This is a genomic window from Micromonospora sp. NPDC048868, from assembly GCF_043198195.1.
GTDB classification, from domain to species: domain Bacteria; phylum Actinomycetota; class Actinomycetes; order Mycobacteriales; family Micromonosporaceae; genus Micromonospora; species Micromonospora reichwaldensis.
In genome coordinates, this window is the sequence record NZ_JBICUN010000008.1 from 101,369 (window position 1) to 123,569 (window position 22,201).

The following is a 22,201-nucleotide window of genomic DNA, read 5'->3' on the forward strand; positions in this document are numbered from 1 at the left end:
CGGCGGGCCGGCCCGCGCCGCAGCGGTGATCACCCTCGTCATGGCCAGCCTGTCGGCCGGGGCGCGTGCTGTAAATGCGTGCCGGCACCCATTATCGCCGCAGGTCCGCCGGGCCGCCGTCAGGCCGGGCACCGGGCCGACGGCAAATGGGTGTCAGCCCCGATGTCGACCCGCAGCGGACCGATGACCATGAACGCGAGCCCGGGGCCGGGAGCCGCGACGGGCTCCGATCCCTCGTGCGCGGCTCCCTCTGTCGCCGCCCGTGCGGGCGTTCCCCGCCGCGCCGCGCCGAACCCGGGAGGACCCTGTGAACCGTCATCCGATGGTGACCGAACCCGCGCCACCGGAAGTTGAGACGGTCACCTGCGCGCCGCGGCGCGCCGGGGTGGAGCACGGTCCGCCGGGCGGGTGCCCGTGAGCGCGTGGCCCGCCCTCGCCGCGATCGTCATCTTCACGGTCGCCTTCGTCTTCATCGCCACCGAGAAGATCAACCGGGTAGCGGTGGTGCTGGGCGCCGCCGGCCTGATGGCCGCGCTCGGGCTGGTGCCCGGCTCGGACGTGTTCTACGCGCACCACGCCGGCATCGACTGGGACGTCATCTTCCTGCTCCTCGGCATGATGATCATCGTCGGGGTGATCAAGCAGACTGGCGTGTTCGAGTTCATGGCGATCTGGGCGGCCCAGCGCTCGCAGGGGCGGCCGTACCGGCTGATGGTGCTGCTCGTCGCGATCACCGGCATCGCCTCGCCGGTCCTGGACAACGTCACCACGGTCATGCTGGTCGCCCCGATCACCATCTCCGTGTGCCGCCGGCTGGGCATGCCCGCCGCGCCGTTCCTGATCGCCGAGGTGCTCGCCGCCAACATCGGCGGCGCGGCCACCCTGATCGGCGACCCGCCCAACATCATCATCGGCAGCCGGGCCGGGCTGAGCTTCAACGACTTCCTCTGGCACATGGCCCCGGTCACGGTGCTGATGTTCCTGGCGTTCCTGGTGCTGGCGCGGGTCATGTTCCGCCGGGCGTTCGTGCACCGCCCCGAGCGGTTCGAGGCGGTACGCGACATGGACGCCCGCGCCGCCATCACCGACCCGAGGTTGCTGATCCGCTGCCTGGTCGTGCTCGGCCTGGTGATCGTCGCGTTCACGCTCCACACGGTGATCCACATCGATGTAGCCGTCGTCGCGCTGCTCGGCGCCGGGCTGATGGTCCTGGTGTCCAGGACGGACAAGTCGGCCTATCTGGGCGAGGTCGAGTGGCCGACGCTTGTGTTCTTCACCGGCCTGTTCGTGATGGTCGCCGGCCTGACCGAGACCGGGGTGATCAGCTGGATCGGCGAACGGGCCACCGACGCCGTCGGCGACAACTACTTCGCGGCGGCGACGGGCCTGGTCTTCGGCTCGGCGGTGCTCGGCGCGTTCTTCGACAACATCCCCTACGCGGCGACCATGGCACCGATCGTGGAGGGCCTCGTCGCGGGGGCCCCGGATCCGGGTACCGGGCAGGCGCTGTGGTGGTCCTTCGCCCTGGGCGCCGACCTGAGCGGCAACGGCACGGCCGTGGCGGCCAGCGCCAACATCGTCGTGCTGGGCATCGCCGCCCGCGCCAAGGAACCGATCAGCTTCTGGCAGTTCACCCGCTACGGCATCGTCACCACGATCATGACCACGGTGATCGCCTGGGTGTACGTGTGGCTGCGCTACTTCGTGGCGTAGGCCGGTCCGCTGTGCAACACGACAGGAGGCAATGATGCAGATAGAACGCATGCCGCTGCCCGGCATCGGGGTCGGCTACACCCTGCACACCGGGGAGGGACAGGTGATCGGGGTCGTCTGCCATCGCGGCGGCCGGCGGGACGTCGTCGTCTACGCCCCCGGCGACCCGGACACGGTGGAACGGTCCGTGACCCTCAGCCCGACGGAGGCGCAGGAGGTGGCCGAGCTGCTGCACCCCATCGCCACCATCGACCACGTCACGCACCTGGAACGCCACCGGGAGGCGATCAGCGTCGTCGAGCTGCCGGTGACGGCCGCGTCGCCCTACGACGGCCGGACCCTGGCCGAGGCCGTCGCGCGCGTCAACGGGGTGAGCGTCGTCGCCGTCGTCCGCGACGGGCGGACGGTCACCGCACCGGGGCTGGGACACGTCCTCGCCCACGGCGACGTCCTGATCGTCGCCGGGGGCCAGCAGAGCATCGAGGCGCTGAGCCGGGCGCTGATCCACACGGACCCGTAGGCCGCTCCACACGGACCTGCGGGCCGCGAGCACCGGCCGGTGGATGCCACCCACGCGCGGCACCCACCGGCCACCGCACGTCAGCCGCGGCGGCGGGCCCGGGCCGCCCAGATCGCGTACGCGGGATCGCGGTCGAGGTTGTGCCGGTCCCGGTCGTAGCGGCGGGTGGTGCGCGGGTCGGCGTGGCCCATCGCGTCCTGCACGTCCTCCAGGGGCACGCCCTCGGCGCGGGCGGTGGTGGCGAACGCGTGCCGCAACGAGTGCGGCGACAGCCTCGCCCACGCCGGGATGCCGGCCGTACGGGCCAGCCGGCGCACCAGCCGGAACATCGCGTGCCGGTCCAGCCGGGCCCCGCTGGCGGTGACCAGCAGCGGACCGGTCAGCTCGTGCACCGCCACGCCCTGGGCGGCGGCCCGCTGGGCCAGGTACGCGTCGACCGCGTACGCGGTGCCGGGGGTCAGGGCGCGGCGGCGGGGCCTGCCACCCTTGCCGACGAACCGCACGCTGCGGTGGCCCCGCTCGGCGCCGAGGTCGGCCAGGTCGAGCGAGACCAGTTCCCCCACGCGCAGTCCGAGGTCGGCCAGCAACGCGATCGCGGCCCGGTTGCGGGCGGCGGTCGGCCCGGTGTCGGCCTCGGCGGCGGCGAGCAGCGCGTCGACCTCCTCGGGGGCGAGCCCGACGGTCGCGGAGTGGTCCCGGTCGATGCGGGGGCGGTCGGCGCCGGCGACCGGGTTGGCCTCGACCGCGCGCAGCTTGACCAGGAAGTCGTACCAGCTGGACAGGGCGGAGAGCCGGCGGGCGACGGTGGCGGGGGTCAGCGGCTTGCCGGTGCGCGCGCCGAGTGTGGCCTCCAGCGCCCGGCCGTACTCGTTGACGTGCAGGAAGTTCGCCTGCAACGGGTCCAGTTCGCGGGCCGCGCACCAGGCGAGCCAGCCGGCGACGTCCCGCCGGTACGCGTCGCGGGTGTGCTCGGACAGCCGCCGGTTGCGCAGCCACGCCTCGGTGAAGTCGACGGGCCCCCCGGGCAGGGCCAGCGGGGTGGGCCGGCTTGGCCGCGCCGGAGCGTTCGGGGAGAGCATGTGAAAAAGGTTCTCAGCTTCGGGTCGAGAACGGGAGGAGGCGCGCCCTACGCGCGCCCGCTCAGATTGGTCAACGACGCACCCGGTAGCGCAGGTGCAGCACCCGGTTGCCCTGGATCGTCACGTCAGGATCCTCCAACAGGTGCTGCGCGTGGACCGACCCGAAGTAGCGCTTGCCGGACCCGAACACGACGGGTACGACGTCCATGCGCACCTCGTCGACCAGGCCCGCGGCAAGCACCTGGCCACCGACGTCGCCGGCGGCGACCTCGACCATGCGGTCCCCCGCAAGCTCCTGCGCCCTGGCCACGGCTGCCTCGACGCCGTCGACGAAGTGGAACGGCGCCTCCGGGTCCCAGCCCTCGGGCTCCGGCCGGTGCGTCACGACGACCACGTGGTCGACCCCGCCCGGAGGCTTGCCGTCCCAGCCGTCCGTCAGGTCGAAGACGTGGCGGCCGACGATGGTTGCCCCGATCTGGTCCCAGTACGCCCGGGTGTAGTCGTAGGACGTCTGCGACACCTTCAGCTCGCCGCTGGAGTCCAACGGCACGTCACCGCTGGACAACCAGTCGAACAGCGGCCCGGGCTGGTCGTTGTCGTCCGCGACGAAGCCGTCCACCGACACCGAGCTGTACATGACCACCTTGCCCATGGGGCGCTCCTCTGCTGTGGGATGCCCCCATGTTGACGTGTCGTGAGCTGTCGCTCTTGTAAGAAATCAATCGGTTGGCAGTGGCCAGCTGTCCAGCACGTGGCCGGGATGCTCGCGCAGGAACTGCCGCCGGACTTCGACGTACCGGGTCGGCGTGAGCCCGGTGAACGCCCGGAACTCGTGGCCGAAGTGGGCCTGGTCGAAGTAGCCCGCGCGACCGGCGAGGTCGCCCCAGTCGACCGGTTCGGCGGGGTCGATCGAGAACACGGTGGCGGCGAAGCGGTAGGTGCGGGCCAGCCGCTTCGGCGTGACGCCGATGAGCTCCTTGAACCGCTGTGCCAGATGAGTGCTGCTGACGCCGGCTGCCACCCTCAGGTCGCCGATCGCCACCGCCCCGCTGGCCGCCGCGATGACGCTGCTCGTACGCCGGACCAGTCCCAGGCCGGCCATCTCGCACAGCCGTCGCGTCAGCTCCTCCTCGAGCAGCGTCAGCATCTCGTGCGGTCCGTCCGCCGTGGCCAGCCGGTCCCGCAGCTCAGCAGTGGCGGGCCGGCCCCACACCTGCTCCACCGTCACCGGCCGGTCGCACAGCTCGGCCGCGGGCATCGGCAGGAACGGCACCAGCCCCCACGGCTTGAAGTGCACGCCGACGGACCGGGTCCGCAGTGGGTAGCCGAACTCGAAGGCGCGGGTGGGCATGGTGACCACGCAGCCGTCGGCGTACCCGGCCGGCTCGATGTCGGTGCCGGCGCGGATGCGGAACGGCGCCCCGAGGTTGACGATGAGCAACGCCGCCGGCATCGGCGGCAGCGTCAGCCGGGCGTACGGCGACGCCCCCTCCAGGTAGTAGAGGTCGTCGATCAGCCCGTCCAGCGGCGGTCGCGGCACTCTGGACACGTACTCCACGCCCACAGCATCGCCGACGCCCCGCCGGTATCGCGCGCCGACACGGGTCTCACCGGAACCCCGGGAAAAGCGAGGGGCGGGGCGGCCGCACCGGCCGTCCCGCCCCTCGCCCGCCGGGATCAGGCGTTGATCTCCTTGCGGCCGTTGGCGGTGGCCGTGACGGTGACCCGGCGGGGCTTGGCCCGCTCCGCGACGGGGATCCGCAGGGTCAGCACGCCGTTGTCGTAGCCGGCCTCGAGCTTGTCGGTGTCGAGGGTGTCGCCGAGGAAGAGCCGCCGGGTGAAGGTGCCCATCGGGCGTTCGGCGGCGACGAGCTCGACGTTCTCGCCGGCGGGCCGGCGGCGCTCGGCGCGCACGGTCAGCACGTTGCGCTCGACGGTGCAGTCGATGCTGTCCGGGTCGACGCCCGGCAGGTCGAACGCCGCGTAGAACCAGTCGCCGTCGCGGTAGGCGTCCAGGGGCATGACCGCGGGGCGCGCGGCGGTGCCGAAGAACTGCTCGGTGATCCGGTCGATCTCACGGAAGGGGTCGGTGCGCATCAACATGGCCTGCCTCCTCGGTTCTCCTGGCCGAAGGTCCTTGAGTTGAGCCGATGGGACTCAACTTCCTGTTCTTTATTTAGCGCGTTCCGGCCGCGACGTCAACTCAGGACCTTCTCGAACCAGTGCTGGGCGTAGGCGCCGTCGTTGTACGCCGGGATCTCCCGGTAGCCGTGCCGGGCGTACAGGGCGCGGGCCTCCACGAGGTCGCCGCGGGTGTCCAGCCGGATCCGGTCGGCCCCGGCGGCCCGGGCCCGCTGCGCCACGGCGGCGAGCAGGGCCGCCCCGCCGCCGTGGCCGCGGTGCGCGGGGCGCACGTACACCCGGGTCAGCTCCGCCCAGCCCGGCCGCCACCGCAGGCCGGCGCAGCCGGCCGGACGAGCGTCGCGGCACGCGAGCAAAAGGACCCCGGTGGGCGCGGCCAGGTCGTCGCTCGGGTCGTCGGCCATCGCCGCCGCGACCTCACCCGGCCGGACCGGGCGAGCGTGGTAGCGGCGGACCATCTCCTCGAAGTACTCCTCGAGCAGGATCGTCGCCTCGGGCCGGTCGGGACGGGTCGGCACCGTCGTCCAGTCTGTCTCGCTCACCAGTCGATCCTCGCCCTCGGGTCAACGGGAAATCCGCCGGCCGCGACGAGGGTGGCGCTCAGTCGCCGACGCGCCAGTAGACGCCCTGCTCCCGGGCCAGCAACTGCTCGTCGACCAGGTACCGGCGCAGCGCCACGTGGTCGGAGCCGCCGTCCTCGCACCAGCGCCGCAACACCTCGTCGACCGCCCGCTCCGGATAGCGCACCCCCGGCTCGAAGGACTTCGCCACGTGCGCCAGCACCACCCGCCGCCGGCCGCGCTGCGCCGGCAGGCCGGTCAGCCTGTCGTCACGCACGAAGGTGCGCAGCACGCGGTCCGTGGAGTCGCCGGCCGGCCGGGGCGCCGCCGGCGTACGGGCCGCCTCCCGCAGCCGCTCGGCGTCGACCCGCAGGTCACCGTCGCCGCCGGTCACCAGGCCCGCGTCGACGAGCCGGCGGATCGCGGTGAGCACCTGCCGCGCCGACAGGCCCGTCCGGTCGGCCACCGCCGGGGCGTCGGCGCCGCCCAGCACGATCGCCGCGAAGACCTGCCGCCGTACGTCGTCGGCGAGTGCCCCCGCCAGAGCCTGCGCTGTCATGCCGGCCACCCTGCCAGCAGGCGTACGCGCACCGCACGTCAATTCCGCCCGCGCGGCCCGGTCACCGACGGATCAGCCCACGGGCCCGGGCGACGGCGACGGCGGCGGTACGCGAGTCGACGTCGAGCTTGCCGTAGACGTGCACCAGGTGCGTCTTGACCGTGGCCTGGCTCAGGTGCAGCCGCAGGCTGATCTGCTGGTTGGACAGGCCGTCGGCGACGAGCTGCAGGACCTCCGTCTCGCGGCGGCTCAACGCGGTGCCCGGGGCACGAACCCGACCCATGAGGCGACGGGCGACGGCCGGGGCGAGGGCGGAACGGCCGGCGGCGGCGGCGCGCACGGCCGCCGCGAGTTCCTCGGGCGGGGCGTCCTTGAGCAGGTAACCGATCGCACCGGCCTCCACGGCGGCGAGGATGTCGGCATCGGTGTCGTAGGTGGTCAGCACCAGCACGGCGGGGCCGCCGGGGCGGGCGGTGATGGCGGCGGTCGCCTCGGCGCCGTCCATCCCCGCGCCGAAGCGCAGATCCATGAGCACCACGTCGACCCGCTCCCCCTCGGCGAGCGCGACGGCCCGCTGCGCGGTCGCGGCCTCGGCGACCACCTCGAAGTCCGGCTCGGTGGCCAGGACGGCGCGCAGCCCGGCCCGTACGACCGGATGGTCGTCGGCCAGCAACAGTCGGATCGGACCGTTCACGCGCCCGCCTCCCCGGTGCCCGGGCGTGCGAAGCCGACGGCCAGCCGGGCGCCGCACCCGGGCGCCGACTCCACGATCAGGTTGCCGCCCAGCTCCTCGGCCCGGGCCCGCATGGCGGCCAGCCCGAACCCGCCGTCGCCGTCCGGCCGGTCGCCGGCCGCGCCCACGTCGAAGCCACACCCGTCGTCGACCACGTCGAGGACGACGTCGCGCGCGCCGTACCGCAGCGTCACGTCGGCGCGCCTCGCCCCGGCATGGCGCACGGTGTTGGCCAACGCGGACTGCGCGATCCGCAGCAGCGCCACCTCGTGGCGGGTCGGCAGACGCACCCCCGTCCCGTCTACCCGCAGGCGTACGGTCAGCCCGGACGCGGCGGCGGTCGCGTCACACAGCCGCCGCAGCGCCGCCGGCAGCGAAGCGCCGTCGAGGCCCGGCGGTGTCAGGGCGCGTACGAACCGGCGCGCCTCGACGAGGTTGTCCTGCGCGGTGCGGCGGGCCTGCTCGACGTGGCCCGCCGCCACGTCGAGCCGGTCGGGGAACCCACGCTGGGCGGCACGCAGCAGCAGTTGGATGCTCGACAACCCCTGGGCGAGGGTGTCGTGGATCTCGCGGGCCAGGCGTTCCCGCTCGGCGAGGACCCCGGCGGCGTGCTCGGCGGCGGCCAGTTCGGCGCGGGTGGCGGTCAGCTGCTCGATCAACCGCCGGCGGCGCTCGCTCTCCCGGTACAACGCCTGGTAGCCGAGGACCGTGCCCACCGACACCGCGGCGCCGATGGCGGGACCGATCACCGCGCCCGGCGTGAGCGCCCCCTGGTGGCCGGCGACACCGACGACCGCCGCCACGGTCGTCGCCGCCACCGCCACGATCCCCCAGCGCACGGGCAGCAGGTGCAGATGCAGCAGGAACAGCGGAAACGCGAACCACACCCCGTCCGGGGTCAGGGCCAGCAGCACCAGCCACCCGCCGGTCAGCACCGCCAGCCAGGCCAGCGCGGCAGGTCGATGCCGGCGCACCAGCGGCAGCGCCGCCCCGACGGCGTAGACGACGGCCAGCGCCACGGCCGCGGCGAGCACGGCAGCACGCCGAGGGCCCGGCCCGGTGACGGCACGAATGGCGGCCACCACGAGGAGGAGCCCGACCAGCAGGTGCAGGCAGACGCGCAGCACCCGCAGCGGACGAGCGAGCGATTCCACGTTCACGATGCCTCCAGGCTAGGACGCCGACGGCCGCCGCCATCAACCAAAAGGTTGATCCCGACGTACGCAGTGCGACGCCCCGAAACCGATCGGCGGCGCGATGGCACCGGCCGCCATCCGGACGACGGTTGGTGCCGGGCCGCCACCGCGGCTTCAGGCACCTACCGGAAGGCTGATGCGATCGTGTTCGTCGCGTGGAGAGATCTACGGTTCGCCAAGGGCCGCTTCGCCCTGATGGGAACGGTCGTGACGCTGATGACGCTGCTGGTGGTCCTGCTGTCCGGGCTGACCGCCGGCCTGGGACGCGGCAGCACCTCGGCGATCACCGACCTGCCCGCCGACCACCTCGTGTTCTCCGCCCCAGCCGACGGGCAGAAGCTCTCGTTCACCGAATCCACCGTCAGCCGCGAGCAGTGGCTGCGCTGGCAGGACATCCCGGGGGTGAGCGCCGCCGCGCCGCTGGGAATCGCCACCGCCCGCGTCGACGCGGGCGAGCGCAGCGCCGCGCTGTCCGTGTTCGGCGTCCCGCCCGGCTCGGGCCTGGCACCCGCCACCCTCGCCACCGGACGGGCCGTGCTGTCGCGGGGCGCGGCCGACGCGCTGCACGCCCGGCCCGGACAGACCGTGTCCGTCGGCACACACCGCCTCACCGTCGACGCGGTGGCCGGCGACGCCTCCCACAGCCACACCCCGGTGATCTGGACCGACCTGCACGACTGGCAGGCCCTGGCCCCCGGCGCCAACGGCGACGCCGCGACGGTCGTCGCGCTGCGCACCACCCGCGACGCCGACCTGGCCGCCGCCGACCGACACCTGCACACCAGTACGGTCACCCGCACGCAGGCGCTGTCCGCGATCGGCTCCTACACCGCCGAGAACGGGTCGCTGCAACTGATGCGCGGGATGCTGTTCGGGATCTCCGCCCTGGTCGTCGGCGCGTTCTTCACCGTGTGGACCATCCAGCGCGCCCCCGACGTCGCCGTGCTGAAGGCGCTCGGCGCCACCACCGGCCACCTGCTGCGCGACGCTCTCGGGCAGGCCCTCGTGCTGCTGCTCGCCGGCACCGCCGCCGGCACCGCGCTCGCGGTCGCGCTCGGCGCCGCGGCGGCCGGCACGGTGCCGTTCGCGCTCACCGCCGAATCGGTGCTGTTCCCGGCCGCCGTGACGATCGCGCTCGGTGCGGCCGGCGGCGCCCTGTCCATCCGCCGCATCACCTCCGTCGACCCGCTGATCGCCCTGGGCAGCGCCCGATGAGCCTCGCACTCGCCGACGTCACGCTGACCTACCCCGACGGCGACGCCCGGCTGACCGCGCTCGACCGGGTCAGCCTGCGCGTGCCGGCGGGCAGCACCACCGCCGTCATCGGCCCCTCCGGCTCCGGCAAGTCGAGCCTGCTGGCGGTGGCCGCCACCCTGATCACCCCCGACTCGGGAACGGTGCTCGTCGCCGGCACCGACACCGCGGGGCTCCGCCGCGCGGGCACGGCCGCGCTGCGGCGGGAGAAGATCGGAATCGTCTTCCAGCAACCCAACCTCATCGCCTCGCTGACCGCCGCCGAACAGTTGCAGGTGATCGCCCACCTCGCCGGCGGTTCCCGCCGCGCCGGCCGCGCCCGCGCCGCCGAACTGCTGGCGGCGGTGGGACTCACCGGCCAGGCCGACCGTCGCCCGCACCAGCTCTCCGGCGGGCAGCGCCAGCGGGTCAACATCGCCCGCGCCCTCATGAACGATCCCGCGGTGCTGCTGGTCGACGAACCCACCAGCGCGCTGGACCACGAGCGCGGCGCGGCGATCGTCGAGCTGATCACCGACCTCACCCGCCAGCGCGGCACCGCCACCGTCCTGGTCACCCACGACCGGGAGCACCTGCACCGCGTCGACGCGGTCGCCGAGATGATCGACGGCCGGCTGCGCCTGCCGACCCCGGCCTGAGCGCCCGCTCCGCAGGTCCGGCGCAGCGCGGCGGCCCCCGGTGCGGCAGAGTGACACCGTTGGCCGGCGAGCGAGGAAGGGCGGTTACGCGTGGAGGGTCCGACCGGGGTGGTGTTCCCGAAGACCGATGCGGGACGCAGTACGTCCGCGCTCGGGCGGGCGGTCGTCGCCGACGCCCTGCGCGCCGTCGATCCGGTCGGCGCGCGCTCGGCGGAACACGAGACCAACTGGCGCCACGGTTACCTCGGGCACTTCCGGCGGCTCGTCGAGGCCGGACTGCTCTCCCGCGAGGCCGCGGTGACGATCGCCCGCGACGGGCTCGCCTCGCTGCACCGCCGGATGGCCGTGGTCCACGCCGACGGCACCGAGACCGGCCTCGGCGAGGTGTTCGACACGCCCACCGGGGCCGAGCCGCTGCACACGGCGACGGTCGCCGGCACCGGCGAGGTCGACCGCGAATTCTCCCTGCCGTACCGGGGCCGGCGGCTGCGCGGCGACGAGCTGCGCCGCCGGCTCGACGCGTGGGTGACCGCCGGCGTCGTCGAGCCCTCCTGCGCCGAGGCGGTACGCGCCGTCATGGCCAACCCGGACTGGCTCGACCTGCGCGACCAGCGCATCGTGGTGCTCGGCGCGGGCGCGGAGATGGGCCCGCTGCCGTCCGTGCTGCGCTGGGGCGGCGACGTCGTCGCGGTCGACCTGCCGCGCCCGGAGATCTGGCGGCGCCTGCTGGACACGACGCGCCGCAGCGGCGGCCGGCTGCACCTACCCGTCCCCGCCGGCACCGACCCCGACGACGGCGCGTTGGCCGCCCGGGCCGGCGCCGACCTGCTGCACAACCTTCCGCAGGTGGCCGACTGGCTGCTCGGCGTCGACGGCCGGCTCGTGCTGGGCAACTACGTCTACGCCGACGGCGCGACCAACGTCCGGGTCGCCACGGCGGTCGACGCCCTCACCCTCCGGTTGCAGGACCGCCGCGACGACGTGGCGCTCGCGTTCCTGGCCACCCCCACCGACGTCTTCGCCGTCCCCGGCGACGCGGTGCGCCACGCCGAACGCGGCTACGCGGCGCGCGGCGTCGTCCGCCGCTCGTTGCGGGTCGCCTCCGGCGGCAGGCTCCTGCACCGCAACTACCCGCCGGGCGTCGACCCGGGCGTCAACGACAGCCTCGTCCCCCAGCAGGGCCCCAACTACGCGCTGGCCAAACGCCTGCAACGGTGGCGGGCGACGGTCGCCCGCGACGCCGGGGCGACCGTGTCGTTCACCGTCGCCCCGCCCACCCGCACCCGCTCGGTGCTGCGCAACCGGGCGCTGGCCGCCGCGTACGCCGGTGCGCACCGCTTCGGCATCGAGGTGTTCGACCCGGCCACCAGCAACACGCTGATGGCCGCGCTCCTGGTGCACCACCTGCGTACGGGCGGTCCGGCCCTGCCGCACCCGTGGCAGGACGAGGCGTACGGCGCCGCGCACGGCGGACTGTGGCGGGTGCCGTACGCCCCGCGCAGCGCCCTGGGCCTCGCCGTCCTGCTCGGACTCGGCGGCGCACGGACCTGACCTGCCCCGACCGCCGCCGGCTCCGCGCCGGCCGCTCAGCTCAGCTGAGCTGGAGACGGTCGGCCAGGTCGGCCCGGGTGAACGCGGCGACCACGTCGTCGCGCCCCTCGGTGAAGTGGGCCCAGCTGTCCACGTGCACCGGCACGACCCGCCGCGCGCCCAGGATGCGGGCGGCCTCGGCGGCCTGGGCGCTGTCGAGGGTGAGCAGCGCGCCGTCGAACATGGGGGTACGCACGGCCCCGGCGAACAGCACGGCGGTGTCGACCGGCCCGAAGCGTTCGGCGATCTGCCGGACCAGGTCCAGCGAGGCGTTGTCGCCGCTGACGTAGACCGTGGGCAGGTCGGCGGCGGTCAGGACGAACCCGACGACCTCGCCGGTGAGTGGCTCGCAGCCCGCCGGACCGTGCCGGGCGGGCACGCCCGTCACGGTCACGGTGCCCCCGCCGGGGCGCTCCAGCTCGACGGACTCCCAGGGCGCCAGGCCCCGGGCGGTGCCGCCGAGGCGACCCGCGCCGCTGGGAGTCGTCACGGTCAGGGCGACGTCGGCCAGCAGGGCTCGACCGGCGTGGTCGAGGTTGTCGGGGTGCTGGTCGTGGGAGAGCAGCACCGCGTCGACGGGGCCGAGGTCGGCTGCGCCGGCGGCGGCGGGGGCCGTCTTGGTCAGGACCATGCCGGGACCCAGCGGGTAGTCGCCGGGGGCGTCGAAGGTCGGGTCGGTCAGGAACCTGAGCCCGCCGTACTCGATGAGGGCGGTCGGGCCGCCGAAGACGCGGACGGGGACGGTCGTCGTGCTGGTGTCGGTCACCACGGTTCCTCACGGTCGGGGATGGCTGCCGTGAGGAACCGTAATCGACCGTTCATCGGAGGGTGAGCGGGGTCGCCGACCCGATGCGGGTCAGCTTCTCCGGGTTGCGGACGTAGTAGAGGCCGGTGATCCGTGCGTCCTCGACACGCAGCGCCAGCACGCCGTCGATCTCGCCATCGAGGCGCACGAGCAGTGCCGGGTTGCCGTTGACCACGGTCGGCCCGCCGGTGAGCACGCCGTCGAGCTTGGCCAGACCACCGAGGAACATCCGGGCCACCTTCTGCGCGCCCGTGACCGGCCGCAACGCGGCCTGCATGACGCCGCCGCCGTCGCTGACCAGGACGACCTCGGGGGCGAGCACGTCGAGCAGGCCCCGCAGGTCCCTGGTCTCGATCGCGTGTCGGAACGACTCCAGCGCCGCCCGGGCCTCGCTCGGGGAGACCACCCGACGGGGGCGGCGGGCGTCGACATGCTCGCGGGCGCGGTGCGCGATCTGCCGGACGGCCGCAGGGCTCCTGCCGACGGCGGCGGCGATCTCGTCGTAGCCGACCTCGAACGCCTCCCGCAGCACGAACACGGCGCGCTCGGTCGGCGACAGCGTCTCCAGGACGAGCATCAACGCCATCGACACGCTCTCGGCGAGCTCGACGTCCAGGGCCACGTCCGGCGCGGTGAGCAGCGGCTCGGGCAGCCACGGGCCGACGTACGCCTCCCTGCGGCGTTTCATCGCGCGCAGCCGGTTGAGCGACTGCCGGGTCGTGATCCGCACCAGGTAGGCGCGCGGGTCGCGTACCTGGTCCATGTCGACCCTGACCCACCGCAGCCAGGTCTCCTGCAGGACGTCCTCGGCGTCGGCCGCCGATCCGAGCATCTCGTACGCGACGGTGAAGAGCAGGTTGCGGTGGGCGACGAAGGTCTCCGTCGCCGCGTCGGTGCCGTGGTCGCTCATGTCCCCCCTGCGCTCCTTCGCGGCCGGCCCCCGGTGGTCGAGGGCTCTCATGACGGCCGGGCCGCCCGTGCGGCGGTGGCCGTCGCCTCGACGCGCCTGGCCCGCAGCAACTGCTGGCGCGTGTCGTCCTTGATCCGCAGGGCGAGCGAACCGGGTCTGCGTGCCTCGTACGCCAACTGCCAGATGATGCTCCTGCAGACGAGTTCCTTGAGCTTCGCGGCCGGGCGGCCGCCGAGGTGCAGTCGCACCGCGGTGTCGTTCCGGCGGGAGAACTGGAAGAGGCCGGCGCGACGCCCCAGGCTGACGCACTGGCCGGCGAACCCCACGTGGACCGGCGCGGGCTGCTCACCCGCGAGCCGGCTGAGCACCGTCTCGGCGGCCTGCGGGCCGAGCTGCATCGCGGCCTGGCAACTCATCCGGAACGGCAGGTCCGACGGCGCCGCCGAGTCCCCGGCCGCGACGATGCGTACGTCGTCCACGCTCGTCAGCGTCTCGTCCGTGACCAGCCGGCCCGACGCGTCGGTGCTCAGCCCGCTGCGGCCGGCCAGGTCCGGCACGCCGAACCCGGCGGTCCAGATGGTCACCGCGCTCGGCAGCCGGCGACCGCCGCCGAGCCGCACGGCATCGCCGGCGACGGCCGTCACCGTCGCGTCGGGGCCGTCGAGCACGGTCACCCCGAGCCGGGCGAGCCTCGCGGCCACCGAGCGCCGAACCCGCGGATGCAGGTACGGACCGAGCACCTCACCGCAGACCAGGGTCACGGCGCGCCCCGCCTCCGCCAGCTCGGCGGCGGTCTCGATGCCGGTCGGGCCCCCGCCGATCACCGTCACCGGGGCCCCGGCGGGGGCGGCGGCGAGGACGGGCCGCAACCGCTGGGCCTCCTCCAGGCTCGCCACCGGGTAGGCGAACTCGGCCGCCCCGGGCACGTCCGGGGCGGCGCTGGCGCTGCCCACCGCGTAGACCAGGTAGTCGTAGCCGACCGTGCCGCCCGTCGCCAGCGTCACGCGGCGATCCGCAGCGTCGATCCGGGTCACGCTGTCGACGACCAGCCGCACGCGCCCGGCCAGGACGTCCCGGTAGTCGACGACCGCGTCGTCGGTCCCACCCACCAACTGGTGCAGGCGGATCCGCTCGACGAAGGTCGGCCGCGGGTTGATCAGGGTCACTGTCACGTCGTCGCGCCGGGTCAGGCGATTGGCCGCCATGACGCCCGCGTACCCGCCGCCGATCACGATCACATCGGTGTTCCCGTTCATGGTGTCTCCTCCGTTTCCTGGGCCTTCGGTCTCAAGACACCGCGTGACCGACCGTTGTGACATGCGTGGGCCAGATCACTGCCCGGGCCCCGGCGCGAAAAAGGAAGGCGGCGCGCCGCCATGTCGCCTAGCCTCGCGAGGACACCCACCCGACACGAAGCGGAGATCGATCATGAGGACGTCCGGCGGTTTCCCCGGTTCCCTGTCCGTCTCCACCGCCGGAAAGGCACTTCGTGTTCGGTCTGTTCGAAAACCCTGTTGATCCCTTCCCGACCGGCGACGACCGCACCCCGGCCGCCGGCGCCCGGCGGTTCCTCCTGGAGGAGTTGCGACCGCTACGACCGGTCGTCACGGCGGCCGTCGCCACCACCGTCCTGGCGGCCGCGATCGAGGTGTGGCTCATCGGGTACGCCGGACGCCTCGTCGACACGCTCGCCGCCGCGAGCCCGGACCGGCTCTGGGCCGACCACGGCACCGGGTTGCTCACCGTCGCCGTGTTCGTGCTGCTGGTCAGGCCGCTGATCCACGTCATCGGCGAGGCGCTGGACGACATCGCGTTCCGCGCCAACGCCCGCCCGCTCGCCCGCTGGCGGGCGCACCGGCACGTGTCCCGGCAGTCCGTCGGCTGGTTCCGCGCCGACCTCGCCGGACGCATCGCCACCCTGGTACGCGACGGTGGGGATGCCGCCAGCACCGCCGCGTACTCGGTCGTGCACACGCTGGTGTTCGTGATCGCCTACATCGCCGGCTCGGTGTGGCTGATGTCCACGATCGACGTGCGCCTGCTGCTCCCACTGGGGGCCTGGATCCTGGCGTACGCGCTGCTCATGCGGTGGATCGTGCCGCGCTACCGGCGCGCGTCGGAGCGCCTGCAGGACGCGGAGTCCGCGCTGACCGGCCTGCTCGTCGACTCGTACGGCAACGTCGACACGCTCGCGTTGCTCGGCGGCCAGGAGACCCGCACCGCGCACGACCGTCGGGTGTTCGCGCTGTCCAGGCGCGCACACCTGGACCTGCAGCGGGTCGAGGTGACGATCAACGGCACCATGATGGCGCTCAGCAGCGCGCTGCTCGTCGGACTGGTCGGATACGGGATCGTGCTCTGGCGTACCGATGCCGCGCCCCTGGGTCTCGTCGCGGCCGCGCTGGCGCTCAGCTTCCGGATCACCGCGATGGCGGAGTGGCTCCTGGACGCCGTGTCGTCGCTGTTCGGGTCGGTCGGCGCGCTCCGGCGGGCCCTACGGACCGTCGCGCAACCGCTCGCGGTCGCGGACAAACCCCAGGCGACCCATCTGCGGGTACGCGGTGGTGCCATCACCTTCGCGCAGGTCAGCCACCACTACGGCCGCGGCGAGGGCGGGCTCGACCGGCTCAGCCTCGACGTCGCCGCCGGTGAGCGCGTCGGCATCGTCGGCAGGTCGGGTGCGGGCAAGTCCACGCTGGTCGGGCTGCTGCTGCGGTTCCACGACGCGGAGTCCGGCACGATCATGATCGACGGCACCGACATCACGGACGTGACGCAGGAGAGCCTGCGCGGCCAGATCGCCATGGTCGCCCAGGAGGCCACCCTGCTGCACCGCTCGGTCCGGGAGAACATCGCCGGCCCCGACGCCGACGACGCACGGGTCGAGGCAGCGCTACGCCGGGCGTCCGCCGACCGGTTCGTCGCCACGCTGAGGGACGCGGACGGTCGGACCGGCCTGGACGCGCATGTCGGCGAACGGGGCGTACGCCTGTCCGGTGGCCAGCGGCAGCGGATCGCGCTGGCCCGCGCGTTCTACCGGGACGCGCCGATCCTGGTCCTGGACGAGGCCACGTCCGCGCTCGACTCCGAGGCGGAGGCCGCCATCCACGACACGCTCAGCGAGGTGATGACCGGCCGTACGGTGATCGCGATCGCCCACCGGCTCTCCACCATCGCCCGGATGGACCGGATCGTGGTCCTCGACGCCGGCCGCATCGCCGAGCAGGGCACCCACGCCGAACTGCTGGAGCGCGGCGGGCTCTACGCGGACCTGTGGTCGCGGCAGTCCGGCGGCTTCCTCGGCACGGCCGCGGTCAGTGCCGCAGCGGTCCCGTGACCTGGATCGGCTCCACGTGCCCGGTGAGCGGCGCACGACGGTGCAACTCGAGCCCGACGTCGATGACGACGGACCGGTCCAGGGCGCCCACCCGCGTCAGCGGAATCCACCGCGCCAGGTCGGTCGAACCGTCCGTCTCGGCACGAAGCTCACCGCCGGTGACGCGTACGCGGTAGAAGACGCCCACGCTGTGCAGCTCCGCGCCGTCGGGGCCGCCCCACTCGACGTACCGCGCCCGCGAGTCCACCCCGAGCAACTGCTCGACCTGAACCTCGTAGCCCGTCTCCTCAGCCACCTCCCGGACGACCGCGTCGAACGGATCCTCGGCGTGCTCGACCTTCCCACCGGGCAGCGTCCAGTGTCGCTGGGACCCGTCGGGCGACACGTACCGGGCAAGGAGGAGGTGTTCGTTCCGCAGACACACGCCGTACGCGGCGACCCGCAGCCGTTGCGCGACCACTTGCTCCCCCTCCGAACCCGACAACCGACCGCTCGCCATCCGATGCCCGCAGGTCAGGCACGGCACCGCCAGGGTAGTCGCGTGGAACGGCACGCCGGACGCTCGCCCGTTCCGGCGGCAGCGCGGCTGGACCATCCCGGCGCACGATGCCGGCGGATCGGCGATGCTGTGGGCGTGGAGTACGTGTCCAGAGTGCCGCGACCGCCGCTGGACGGGCTGATCGACGACCTTTACTACCTGGAGGGTGCGTCGCCGTACGCCCGGCTGACGCTGCCGCCGATGCCGGCGGCGTTGTTCATCGTCAACCTCGGCGCGCCGTTCCGCATCCGCGCCGGCACCGACATCGAGCCGGCCGAGTACGCCGACGGCTGCGTGGTCACCATGCCCACCCGCGCCTTCGAGTTCGGCTACCCACTCCGGACCCGGTCCGTCGGCGTGCACTTCAAGCCGTGGGGGCTGGCGCCGTTCCTGCCGATGCCCGCGGCCGAGCTGTGTGACCGGCCGGTGACGGTGGAGCAGGTCTGGGGCCGGCCCGCCACTGCTGAGCTGCGGGAGCGGCTGGCCACGGCGGACGGGCCGCACGAGATGCTGACGCTGCTCGAGGAGGAGCTGACGCGACGGCTGTGCGAGATGGCCGGCCTGGGACTGGTCCGCCATACGAGCAGCGTCATCGCGGCCACCAGCGGGGCGGTGGCGATCGGCGACCTGAGAGTGGCAGCCGGCGTCAGCAGCACTCATCTGGCACAGCGGTTCAAGGAGCTCATCGGCGTCACGCCGAAGCGGCTGGCCCGCACCTACCGCTTCGCCGCCACCGTGTTCTCGATGAACCCCGCCGAACCGGTCGACTGGGGCGACCTCGCCGGTCGCGCGGGCTACTTCGACCAGGCCCACTTCGGCCACGAGTTCCGGGCGTTCACCGGGCTCACGCCGACCCGGTACGTCGAAGTGCGACGGCAGTTCCTGCGCGAGCATCCCGGCCACGTGCTGGACAGCTGGCCACTGCCAACCGATTGATTTCTTACAAGAGCGACAGCCCATGACACGCCAACATGGGGGCATCCCACAGCAGAGGAGCGCCCCATGGGCAAGGTGGTCATGTACAGCTCGGTGTCGGTGGACGGCTTCGTCGCGGACGACAACGACCAGCCCGGACCGCTGTTCGACTGGTTGTCCAGCGGTGACGTGCCGTTGGACTCCAGCGGCGAGCTGAAGGTGTCGCAGACGTCCTACGACTACACCCGGGCGTACTGGGACCAGATCGGGGCAACCATCGTCGGCCGCCACGTCTTCGACCTGACGGACGGCTGGGACGGCAAGCCTCCGGGCGGGGTCGACCACGTGGTCGTCGTGACGCACCGGCCGGAGCCCGAGAGCTGGGACCCCGAGGCGCCGTTCCACTTCGTCGACGGCGTCGAGGCAGCCGTGGCCAAGGCGCAGGAGCTTGCGGGGGACCGCATGGTCGAGGTCGCCGCCGGCGACGTCGGTGGCCAGGTGCTTGCCGCGGGCCTGGTCGACGAGGTGCGCATGGACGTCGTACCCGTCGTGTTCGGGTCCGGCAAGCGCTACTTCGGGTCGGTCCACGCGCAGCACCTGTTGGAGGATCCTGACGTGACGATCCAGGGCAACCGGGTGCTGCACCTGCGCTACCGGGTGCGCCGTAGCTCGATCTGAGTGGGGTACGCGAAGAAGCCCACTGCGAACGGTGAGACAAGATCGGGCCTCCGGCCGCGTCTGCCCATCGCCGTTCCTGGTCGGGCAGCCGACGCCGATCCGCCCCGGCACCTCACCTGCGGCACGTTCAACTCAAGATCACTGGTCGCCGGTTTCCGTCGTATCGTGGCCGACCCCCGAACGGACTTGGCCTGAGCGTGGTGCCAAGCGGTGCCGAGGCGTTCACCACGATCGACGCCGCCTACGCCGCGGCGCTGGAGCGCGCCCCGCTGCCGTCGACCGCCGCGACGACGCCCCCCAGCCCGCGCCCCGCACCCTGGACGCCCGACAGCAGAAACGCACCCTGCACGCGCGAAGCTCGGCCTCCGGGACCGGCTGGAACTGACCCGCTACGCCCCGCAGTGTGGCCCCGGAACCGGCGGGACCTCTATCACCGAGTAGCGCGCCGACCGCGCCTCCTCGCCCGGTGCCGACACCCCGGCTGTTCTTCAATCGCTGCGGCGGGCGTGTGTCGGCCCGGTCGGAGCATCCGCCGGTGCCTGCCCTTCAACCGCGACGACAGCGGGTCGCAGGGACCGGACAGTGGCCCGGCCCGGGCTCGCGCCATCGCGCAGCGCATAACAGTGATTATGATGTGCGACCGATTTGCGGCCTTCGTGGCGACTGATTCTCGCTTTATCGTTACCGGTAATCCGATAATTGGTCCGAGGGGTGCCCGTCTCGTCTCGGGTGGGCTGAGGCAGCCTTCGCACCGTCGTCGGGAGAGGCGGCTGGGCGAGTGGGAGGGGCTCGTCCATACTGGTCCGCCATGGACCTGGACGAGTACCAGCGCGGAGCCCTCCGTACAGCCGCCCCGGCGCGACAAGAAGAACGAACTGCTCCACTTGGTGCTCGGACTGGTCGGCGAGTCCGGCGAGGTCGCCGAGAAGTTCAAGAAGTGGGTGCGGGACCTCGACAGCGACGAGTCGCGCATCGACCGGGCCGACATCGCCAAGGAACTCGGTGACGTCCTCTGGTACGTGGCGGTGCTCGCCGACTACCTCGATCTGTCGTTGAACGACATCGCGACCGCCAACCTGGCCAAGCTGGCCAGCCGCCAGGGCCGTGGCGTGCTGGGCGGCAGCGACGACAACCGCTGAGCCCTGAGGCTGACGGACCGCCTGGCTACCATGCTGCCATGATCGAAAAACTGGTCCGGGCGGCCGGAACCGGCGACGACGCCGCGCTCGAGGAACTGAGCGAGATCGCCGCCGGCGAGCCGGCACGCCTCGCCGGACACCTGAGTCAGCTGCTCGACGCGGGGGTACTGTGGCCGCCGACCTTGTATCGCGGCGCGACCGGAGACGTGGTCCGCCGGATCGTCGACGACATCGACGCCGGCCAGTCCCCCCTCCGGCTCAACCATCTGCTGCTCATCCTCGCGCACACCGGCGACCCGCACGCCGAGCAGGCCCTGCGGCGATGGCAGGAGCGGCCGCCGGCCGGTGCCGACAAACTGCACGTCGGGGCGCTGGCCTACGCCCACCAGGCCGGTTGGACGGTTGCTCCCGACGGCAGTCGCCGCGAGCTGTGCGCACCCTCGGCGTACCGATTGGTCATGAACGAGGTGCCACGGCCCGCCGGCGACCCCACCTGTCCGTGGTGCGCCTCCCCGCTGTGGACCATCGCCGACCTCGACACCGACACCGCCGAGGTGGGCGAGGCCCTGGCCCACACCGGCTGGGCCGGCCGGTTGAGGATCGTGACCTGCCACCTGTGCGCCTGCTACACCACGCTGTACTGCCAGGTCACGACCGACGGCGACGCCGTCTGGTGGACGGGCAACAGCCGCCCGGACTGGGCGCCGGCCACCACCGAGCCGGAGGACCCGCCGGCCGTGCTTCCCGCCGTCGGCCCCCGCCGGGCCACGCCGTTCGAGGCCAGCGCGTGGCACGAAGGCGGCTCCACCCTGGGCGGCCATCCCGACTGGATCCAGGACGCCGAGCACGTCGACTGCCCCGCCTGCCGGCAGCCGATGGACTATCTCGGCCTGGTCGGCGGAGCCGACGTGGACTTCGGCGAGGGCGCCTACTACCTGCACCTGCACGCGCCTTGCGGCGTCGCGGCGGTGAACTACCAGCAGAGCTGACCGCAGCGCGCTCGCGGTGCCCCCTGCGGCCCGATCGGCGTCGGTACGGTGAGGCGATGACGACGGAACCCACGGTGCTGATCTCGGCCGACATGGAGGGAATCTCCGGAATCGTCCACCCGACGGAGACAAACCCGGGTGGCTACGACTACGAGCGCTCGCGCAGGCTGATGACGGCCGAGGTGAACGCGGCAATCCTTGGTGTGCTCGACGCGGAGCCTGACGCGGACGTGCTGGTGGCGGACGCGCACGGGCCCTTCCGCAACCTCCTGCCCGAGGAACTCGACCGTCGGGCGCGACTCGTCCGCGGCAGGCCCCGACCCCTGAGCATGGTCGCCGGGCTCGAGATGGGCGCCGACGCGCTGCTGCTCGTCGGGTACCACGCGCGCGCCGGTGCGGGGCCGGCGGTGCTGGCCCACACCATGAGCGACGCGGTGCTCGACGTACGCCTCAACGGGCGGCCGGCGGGCGAGATCGGCCTCAACACCGCCGTCGCGGGGCACTTCGGCGTGCCCGTGGTGCTGCTCAGCGGCGACGACGTCGCGTGCGCCGAGCTGCGCGACCTGGTCCCCGACGCGGTGACCGTCGAGGTGAAGTGCGCGCTGGGCCAGGCGGCGGCGGTGACGCTGCACCCCGGTGAGGCCCAGGAGCGCCTTCGGCGGGCAGCCGCCACGGCGGTGGCACGGCGCGCCGAGGTGCCGCCGCTGACCCTCGCCGGGCCCGTCGACGTCGAGGTCGACCTGTACAGCCCGACGACCGTGGACCAGGCGACGCTGGTGCCTGGCTTCGCCCGCGCTCCCGGCGCGCGTACGGTGACGTTCACCGGCCAGGACATGGTCGAGGTGTACCGGGGGGTGCAGCTGCTCGTGCAACTCGGCCAGATCAAGCCCGGCTGACCTCTCGCCC

General features: G+C 73.3%; 23 protein-coding genes. 11 read left to right on the top strand and 12 right to left on the bottom strand.

Annotated elements, in window-relative coordinates; genetic code table 11:
- Positions 1-414 precede the first annotated feature (414 nt).
- Positions 415-1,713 carry an SLC13 family permease gene (locus tag ACGFNF_RS15180; protein ID WP_393168325.1) on the top strand — a complete coding sequence of 433 codons (1,299 nt, stop codon included), beginning with the start codon at positions 415-417 and terminating at the stop codon, positions 1,711-1,713.
- A gap of 34 nt (positions 1,714-1,747) precedes the next feature.
- The gene (locus ACGFNF_RS15185) at positions 1,748-2,233 is read left to right on the top strand and encodes a TrkA C-terminal domain-containing protein (RefSeq protein ID WP_165947845.1); all 486 of its coding nucleotides are present in this window, start codon (positions 1,748-1,750) and stop codon (positions 2,231-2,233) included.
- 80 nt (positions 2,234-2,313) lie between these two features.
- On the opposite strand, the gene ACGFNF_RS15190 is transcribed toward ACGFNF_RS15185, so the two are convergent.
- From ACGFNF_RS15190 to ACGFNF_RS15225, 8 genes are all read right to left on the bottom strand, one after another.
- A complete protein-coding gene (locus ACGFNF_RS15190; RefSeq protein WP_393168327.1) occupies positions 2,314-3,312 on the bottom strand; it encodes a tyrosine-type recombinase/integrase in 999 nt (332 codons plus the stop codon).
- A gap of 70 nt (positions 3,313-3,382) precedes the next feature.
- Entirely contained in the window at positions 3,383-3,964 is a 582-nt protein-coding gene (locus ACGFNF_RS15195; protein WP_393168329.1) for a dihydrofolate reductase family protein, read from the bottom strand.
- 66 nt (positions 3,965-4,030) lie between these two features.
- The gene (locus ACGFNF_RS15200; protein ID WP_393168331.1) at positions 4,031-4,870 is read right to left on the bottom strand and encodes a helix-turn-helix domain-containing protein; all 840 of its coding nucleotides are present in this window, start codon (positions 4,868-4,870) and stop codon (positions 4,031-4,033) included.
- 119 nt (positions 4,871-4,989) lie between these two features.
- The gene (locus ACGFNF_RS15205) at positions 4,990-5,415 is read right to left on the bottom strand and encodes an Hsp20/alpha crystallin family protein (protein ID WP_311413318.1); all 426 of its coding nucleotides are present in this window, start codon (positions 5,413-5,415) and stop codon (positions 4,990-4,992) included.
- Between the two features lie 95 nt (positions 5,416-5,510).
- Complete coding sequence (locus tag ACGFNF_RS15210; protein WP_393168333.1) at positions 5,511-5,996, bottom strand: GNAT family N-acetyltransferase; 486 nt, start codon at positions 5,994-5,996, stop codon at positions 5,511-5,513.
- Positions 5,997-6,054: 58 nt separating this feature from the next.
- On the bottom strand, positions 6,055-6,573 hold the full coding sequence (locus ACGFNF_RS15215; RefSeq protein ID WP_393168335.1) for a DUF2087 domain-containing protein: 519 nt from the start codon (positions 6,571-6,573) through the stop codon (positions 6,055-6,057).
- 61 nt (positions 6,574-6,634) lie between these two features.
- Positions 6,635-7,267 carry a response regulator transcription factor gene (locus tag ACGFNF_RS15220; RefSeq protein ID WP_357579361.1) on the bottom strand — a complete coding sequence of 211 codons (633 nt, stop codon included), beginning with the start codon at positions 7,265-7,267 and terminating at the stop codon, positions 6,635-6,637.
- Positions 7,264-8,466, bottom strand: a complete 1,203-nt coding sequence (locus ACGFNF_RS15225; RefSeq protein WP_393168338.1) for a sensor histidine kinase — start codon at positions 8,464-8,466, stop codon at positions 7,264-7,266. The genes ACGFNF_RS15220 and ACGFNF_RS15225 overlap by 4 nt, the downstream gene beginning before the upstream one ends.
- A gap of 252 nt (positions 8,467-8,718) precedes the next feature.
- Here ACGFNF_RS15225 and ACGFNF_RS15230 point away from each other — a divergent pair, with 252 nt between their 5' ends.
- The 3 genes from ACGFNF_RS15230 to ACGFNF_RS15240 all read left to right on the top strand — a co-directional run bounded on the left by ACGFNF_RS15230 (position 8,719) and on the right by ACGFNF_RS15240 (position 11,945).
- On the top strand, positions 8,719-9,717 hold the full coding sequence (locus ACGFNF_RS15230; RefSeq protein WP_393168631.1) for an ABC transporter permease: 999 nt from the start codon (positions 8,719-8,721) through the stop codon (positions 9,715-9,717).
- Positions 9,714-10,394 (top strand): ABC transporter ATP-binding protein, encoded by a 681-nt coding sequence (locus ACGFNF_RS15235; RefSeq protein ID WP_393168340.1) that lies wholly within the window; start codon positions 9,714-9,716, stop codon positions 10,392-10,394. Before ACGFNF_RS15230 ends, ACGFNF_RS15235 begins: the two co-directional genes overlap by 4 nt.
- Before the next feature lie 90 nt (positions 10,395-10,484).
- Positions 10,485-11,945 carry a hypothetical protein gene (locus ACGFNF_RS15240; RefSeq protein ID WP_393168342.1) on the top strand — a complete coding sequence of 487 codons (1,461 nt, stop codon included), beginning with the start codon at positions 10,485-10,487 and terminating at the stop codon, positions 11,943-11,945.
- A gap of 40 nt (positions 11,946-11,985) precedes the next feature.
- Here ACGFNF_RS15240 and ACGFNF_RS15245 read toward each other — a convergent pair whose 3' ends face one another.
- Genes ACGFNF_RS15245 through ACGFNF_RS15255 form a run of 3 tightly spaced genes read right to left on the bottom strand, consistent with a single transcriptional unit; the run spans position 11,986 to position 14,955 of the window.
- On the bottom strand, positions 11,986-12,753 hold the full coding sequence (locus ACGFNF_RS15245; RefSeq protein ID WP_393168344.1) for an MBL fold metallo-hydrolase: 768 nt from the start codon (positions 12,751-12,753) through the stop codon (positions 11,986-11,988).
- Positions 12,754-12,802: 49 nt separating this feature from the next.
- On the bottom strand, positions 12,803-13,699 hold the full coding sequence (locus ACGFNF_RS15250) for an RNA polymerase sigma-70 factor (RefSeq protein WP_393168346.1): 897 nt from the start codon (positions 13,697-13,699) through the stop codon (positions 12,803-12,805).
- A gap of 47 nt (positions 13,700-13,746) precedes the next feature.
- Complete coding sequence (locus ACGFNF_RS15255) at positions 13,747-14,955, bottom strand: NAD(P)/FAD-dependent oxidoreductase (protein WP_393168348.1); 1,209 nt, start codon at positions 14,953-14,955, stop codon at positions 13,747-13,749.
- 233 nt (positions 14,956-15,188) lie between these two features.
- Between ACGFNF_RS15255 and ACGFNF_RS15260 the strand changes: the two genes are divergently transcribed.
- Positions 15,189-17,036 carry an ABC transporter ATP-binding protein gene (locus tag ACGFNF_RS15260; protein WP_393168350.1) on the top strand — a complete coding sequence of 616 codons (1,848 nt, stop codon included), beginning with the start codon at positions 15,189-15,191 and terminating at the stop codon, positions 17,034-17,036.
- Here the strand turns inward: ACGFNF_RS15260 and ACGFNF_RS15265 are convergent.
- Complete coding sequence (locus tag ACGFNF_RS15265; protein ID WP_393168352.1) at positions 17,014-17,496, bottom strand: NUDIX domain-containing protein; 483 nt, start codon at positions 17,494-17,496, stop codon at positions 17,014-17,016. The genes ACGFNF_RS15260 and ACGFNF_RS15265 overlap by 23 nt on opposite strands.
- A 174-nt stretch (positions 17,497-17,670) precedes the next feature.
- On the opposite strand from ACGFNF_RS15265, the gene ACGFNF_RS15270 reads away from it, so the two are divergent.
- The 5 genes from ACGFNF_RS15270 (at position 17,671) to ACGFNF_RS15290 (ending at position 22,191) form a co-directional block, all read left to right on the top strand.
- Entirely contained in the window at positions 17,671-18,510 is an 840-nt protein-coding gene (locus ACGFNF_RS15270; protein WP_393168354.1) for a helix-turn-helix domain-containing protein, read from the top strand.
- A gap of 66 nt (positions 18,511-18,576) precedes the next feature.
- Positions 18,577-19,167 carry a dihydrofolate reductase family protein gene (locus ACGFNF_RS15275; RefSeq protein WP_393168356.1) on the top strand — a complete coding sequence of 197 codons (591 nt, stop codon included), beginning with the start codon at positions 18,577-18,579 and terminating at the stop codon, positions 19,165-19,167.
- A gap of 887 nt (positions 19,168-20,054) precedes the next feature.
- On the top strand, positions 20,055-20,306 hold the full coding sequence (locus ACGFNF_RS15280) for a nucleoside triphosphate pyrophosphohydrolase family protein (protein WP_393168633.1): 252 nt from the start codon (positions 20,055-20,057) through the stop codon (positions 20,304-20,306).
- A 38-nt stretch (positions 20,307-20,344) separates the two neighbouring features.
- Positions 20,345-21,295, top strand: a complete 951-nt coding sequence (locus ACGFNF_RS15285) for a hypothetical protein (protein ID WP_393168358.1) — start codon at positions 20,345-20,347, stop codon at positions 21,293-21,295.
- A 56-nt stretch (positions 21,296-21,351) separates the two neighbouring features.
- Positions 21,352-22,191: a M55 family metallopeptidase gene (locus ACGFNF_RS15290; protein ID WP_393168360.1), complete on the top strand. Its 840-nt coding sequence runs from the start codon at positions 21,352-21,354 to the stop codon at positions 22,189-22,191.
- Positions 22,192-22,201 lie beyond the last annotated feature (10 nt).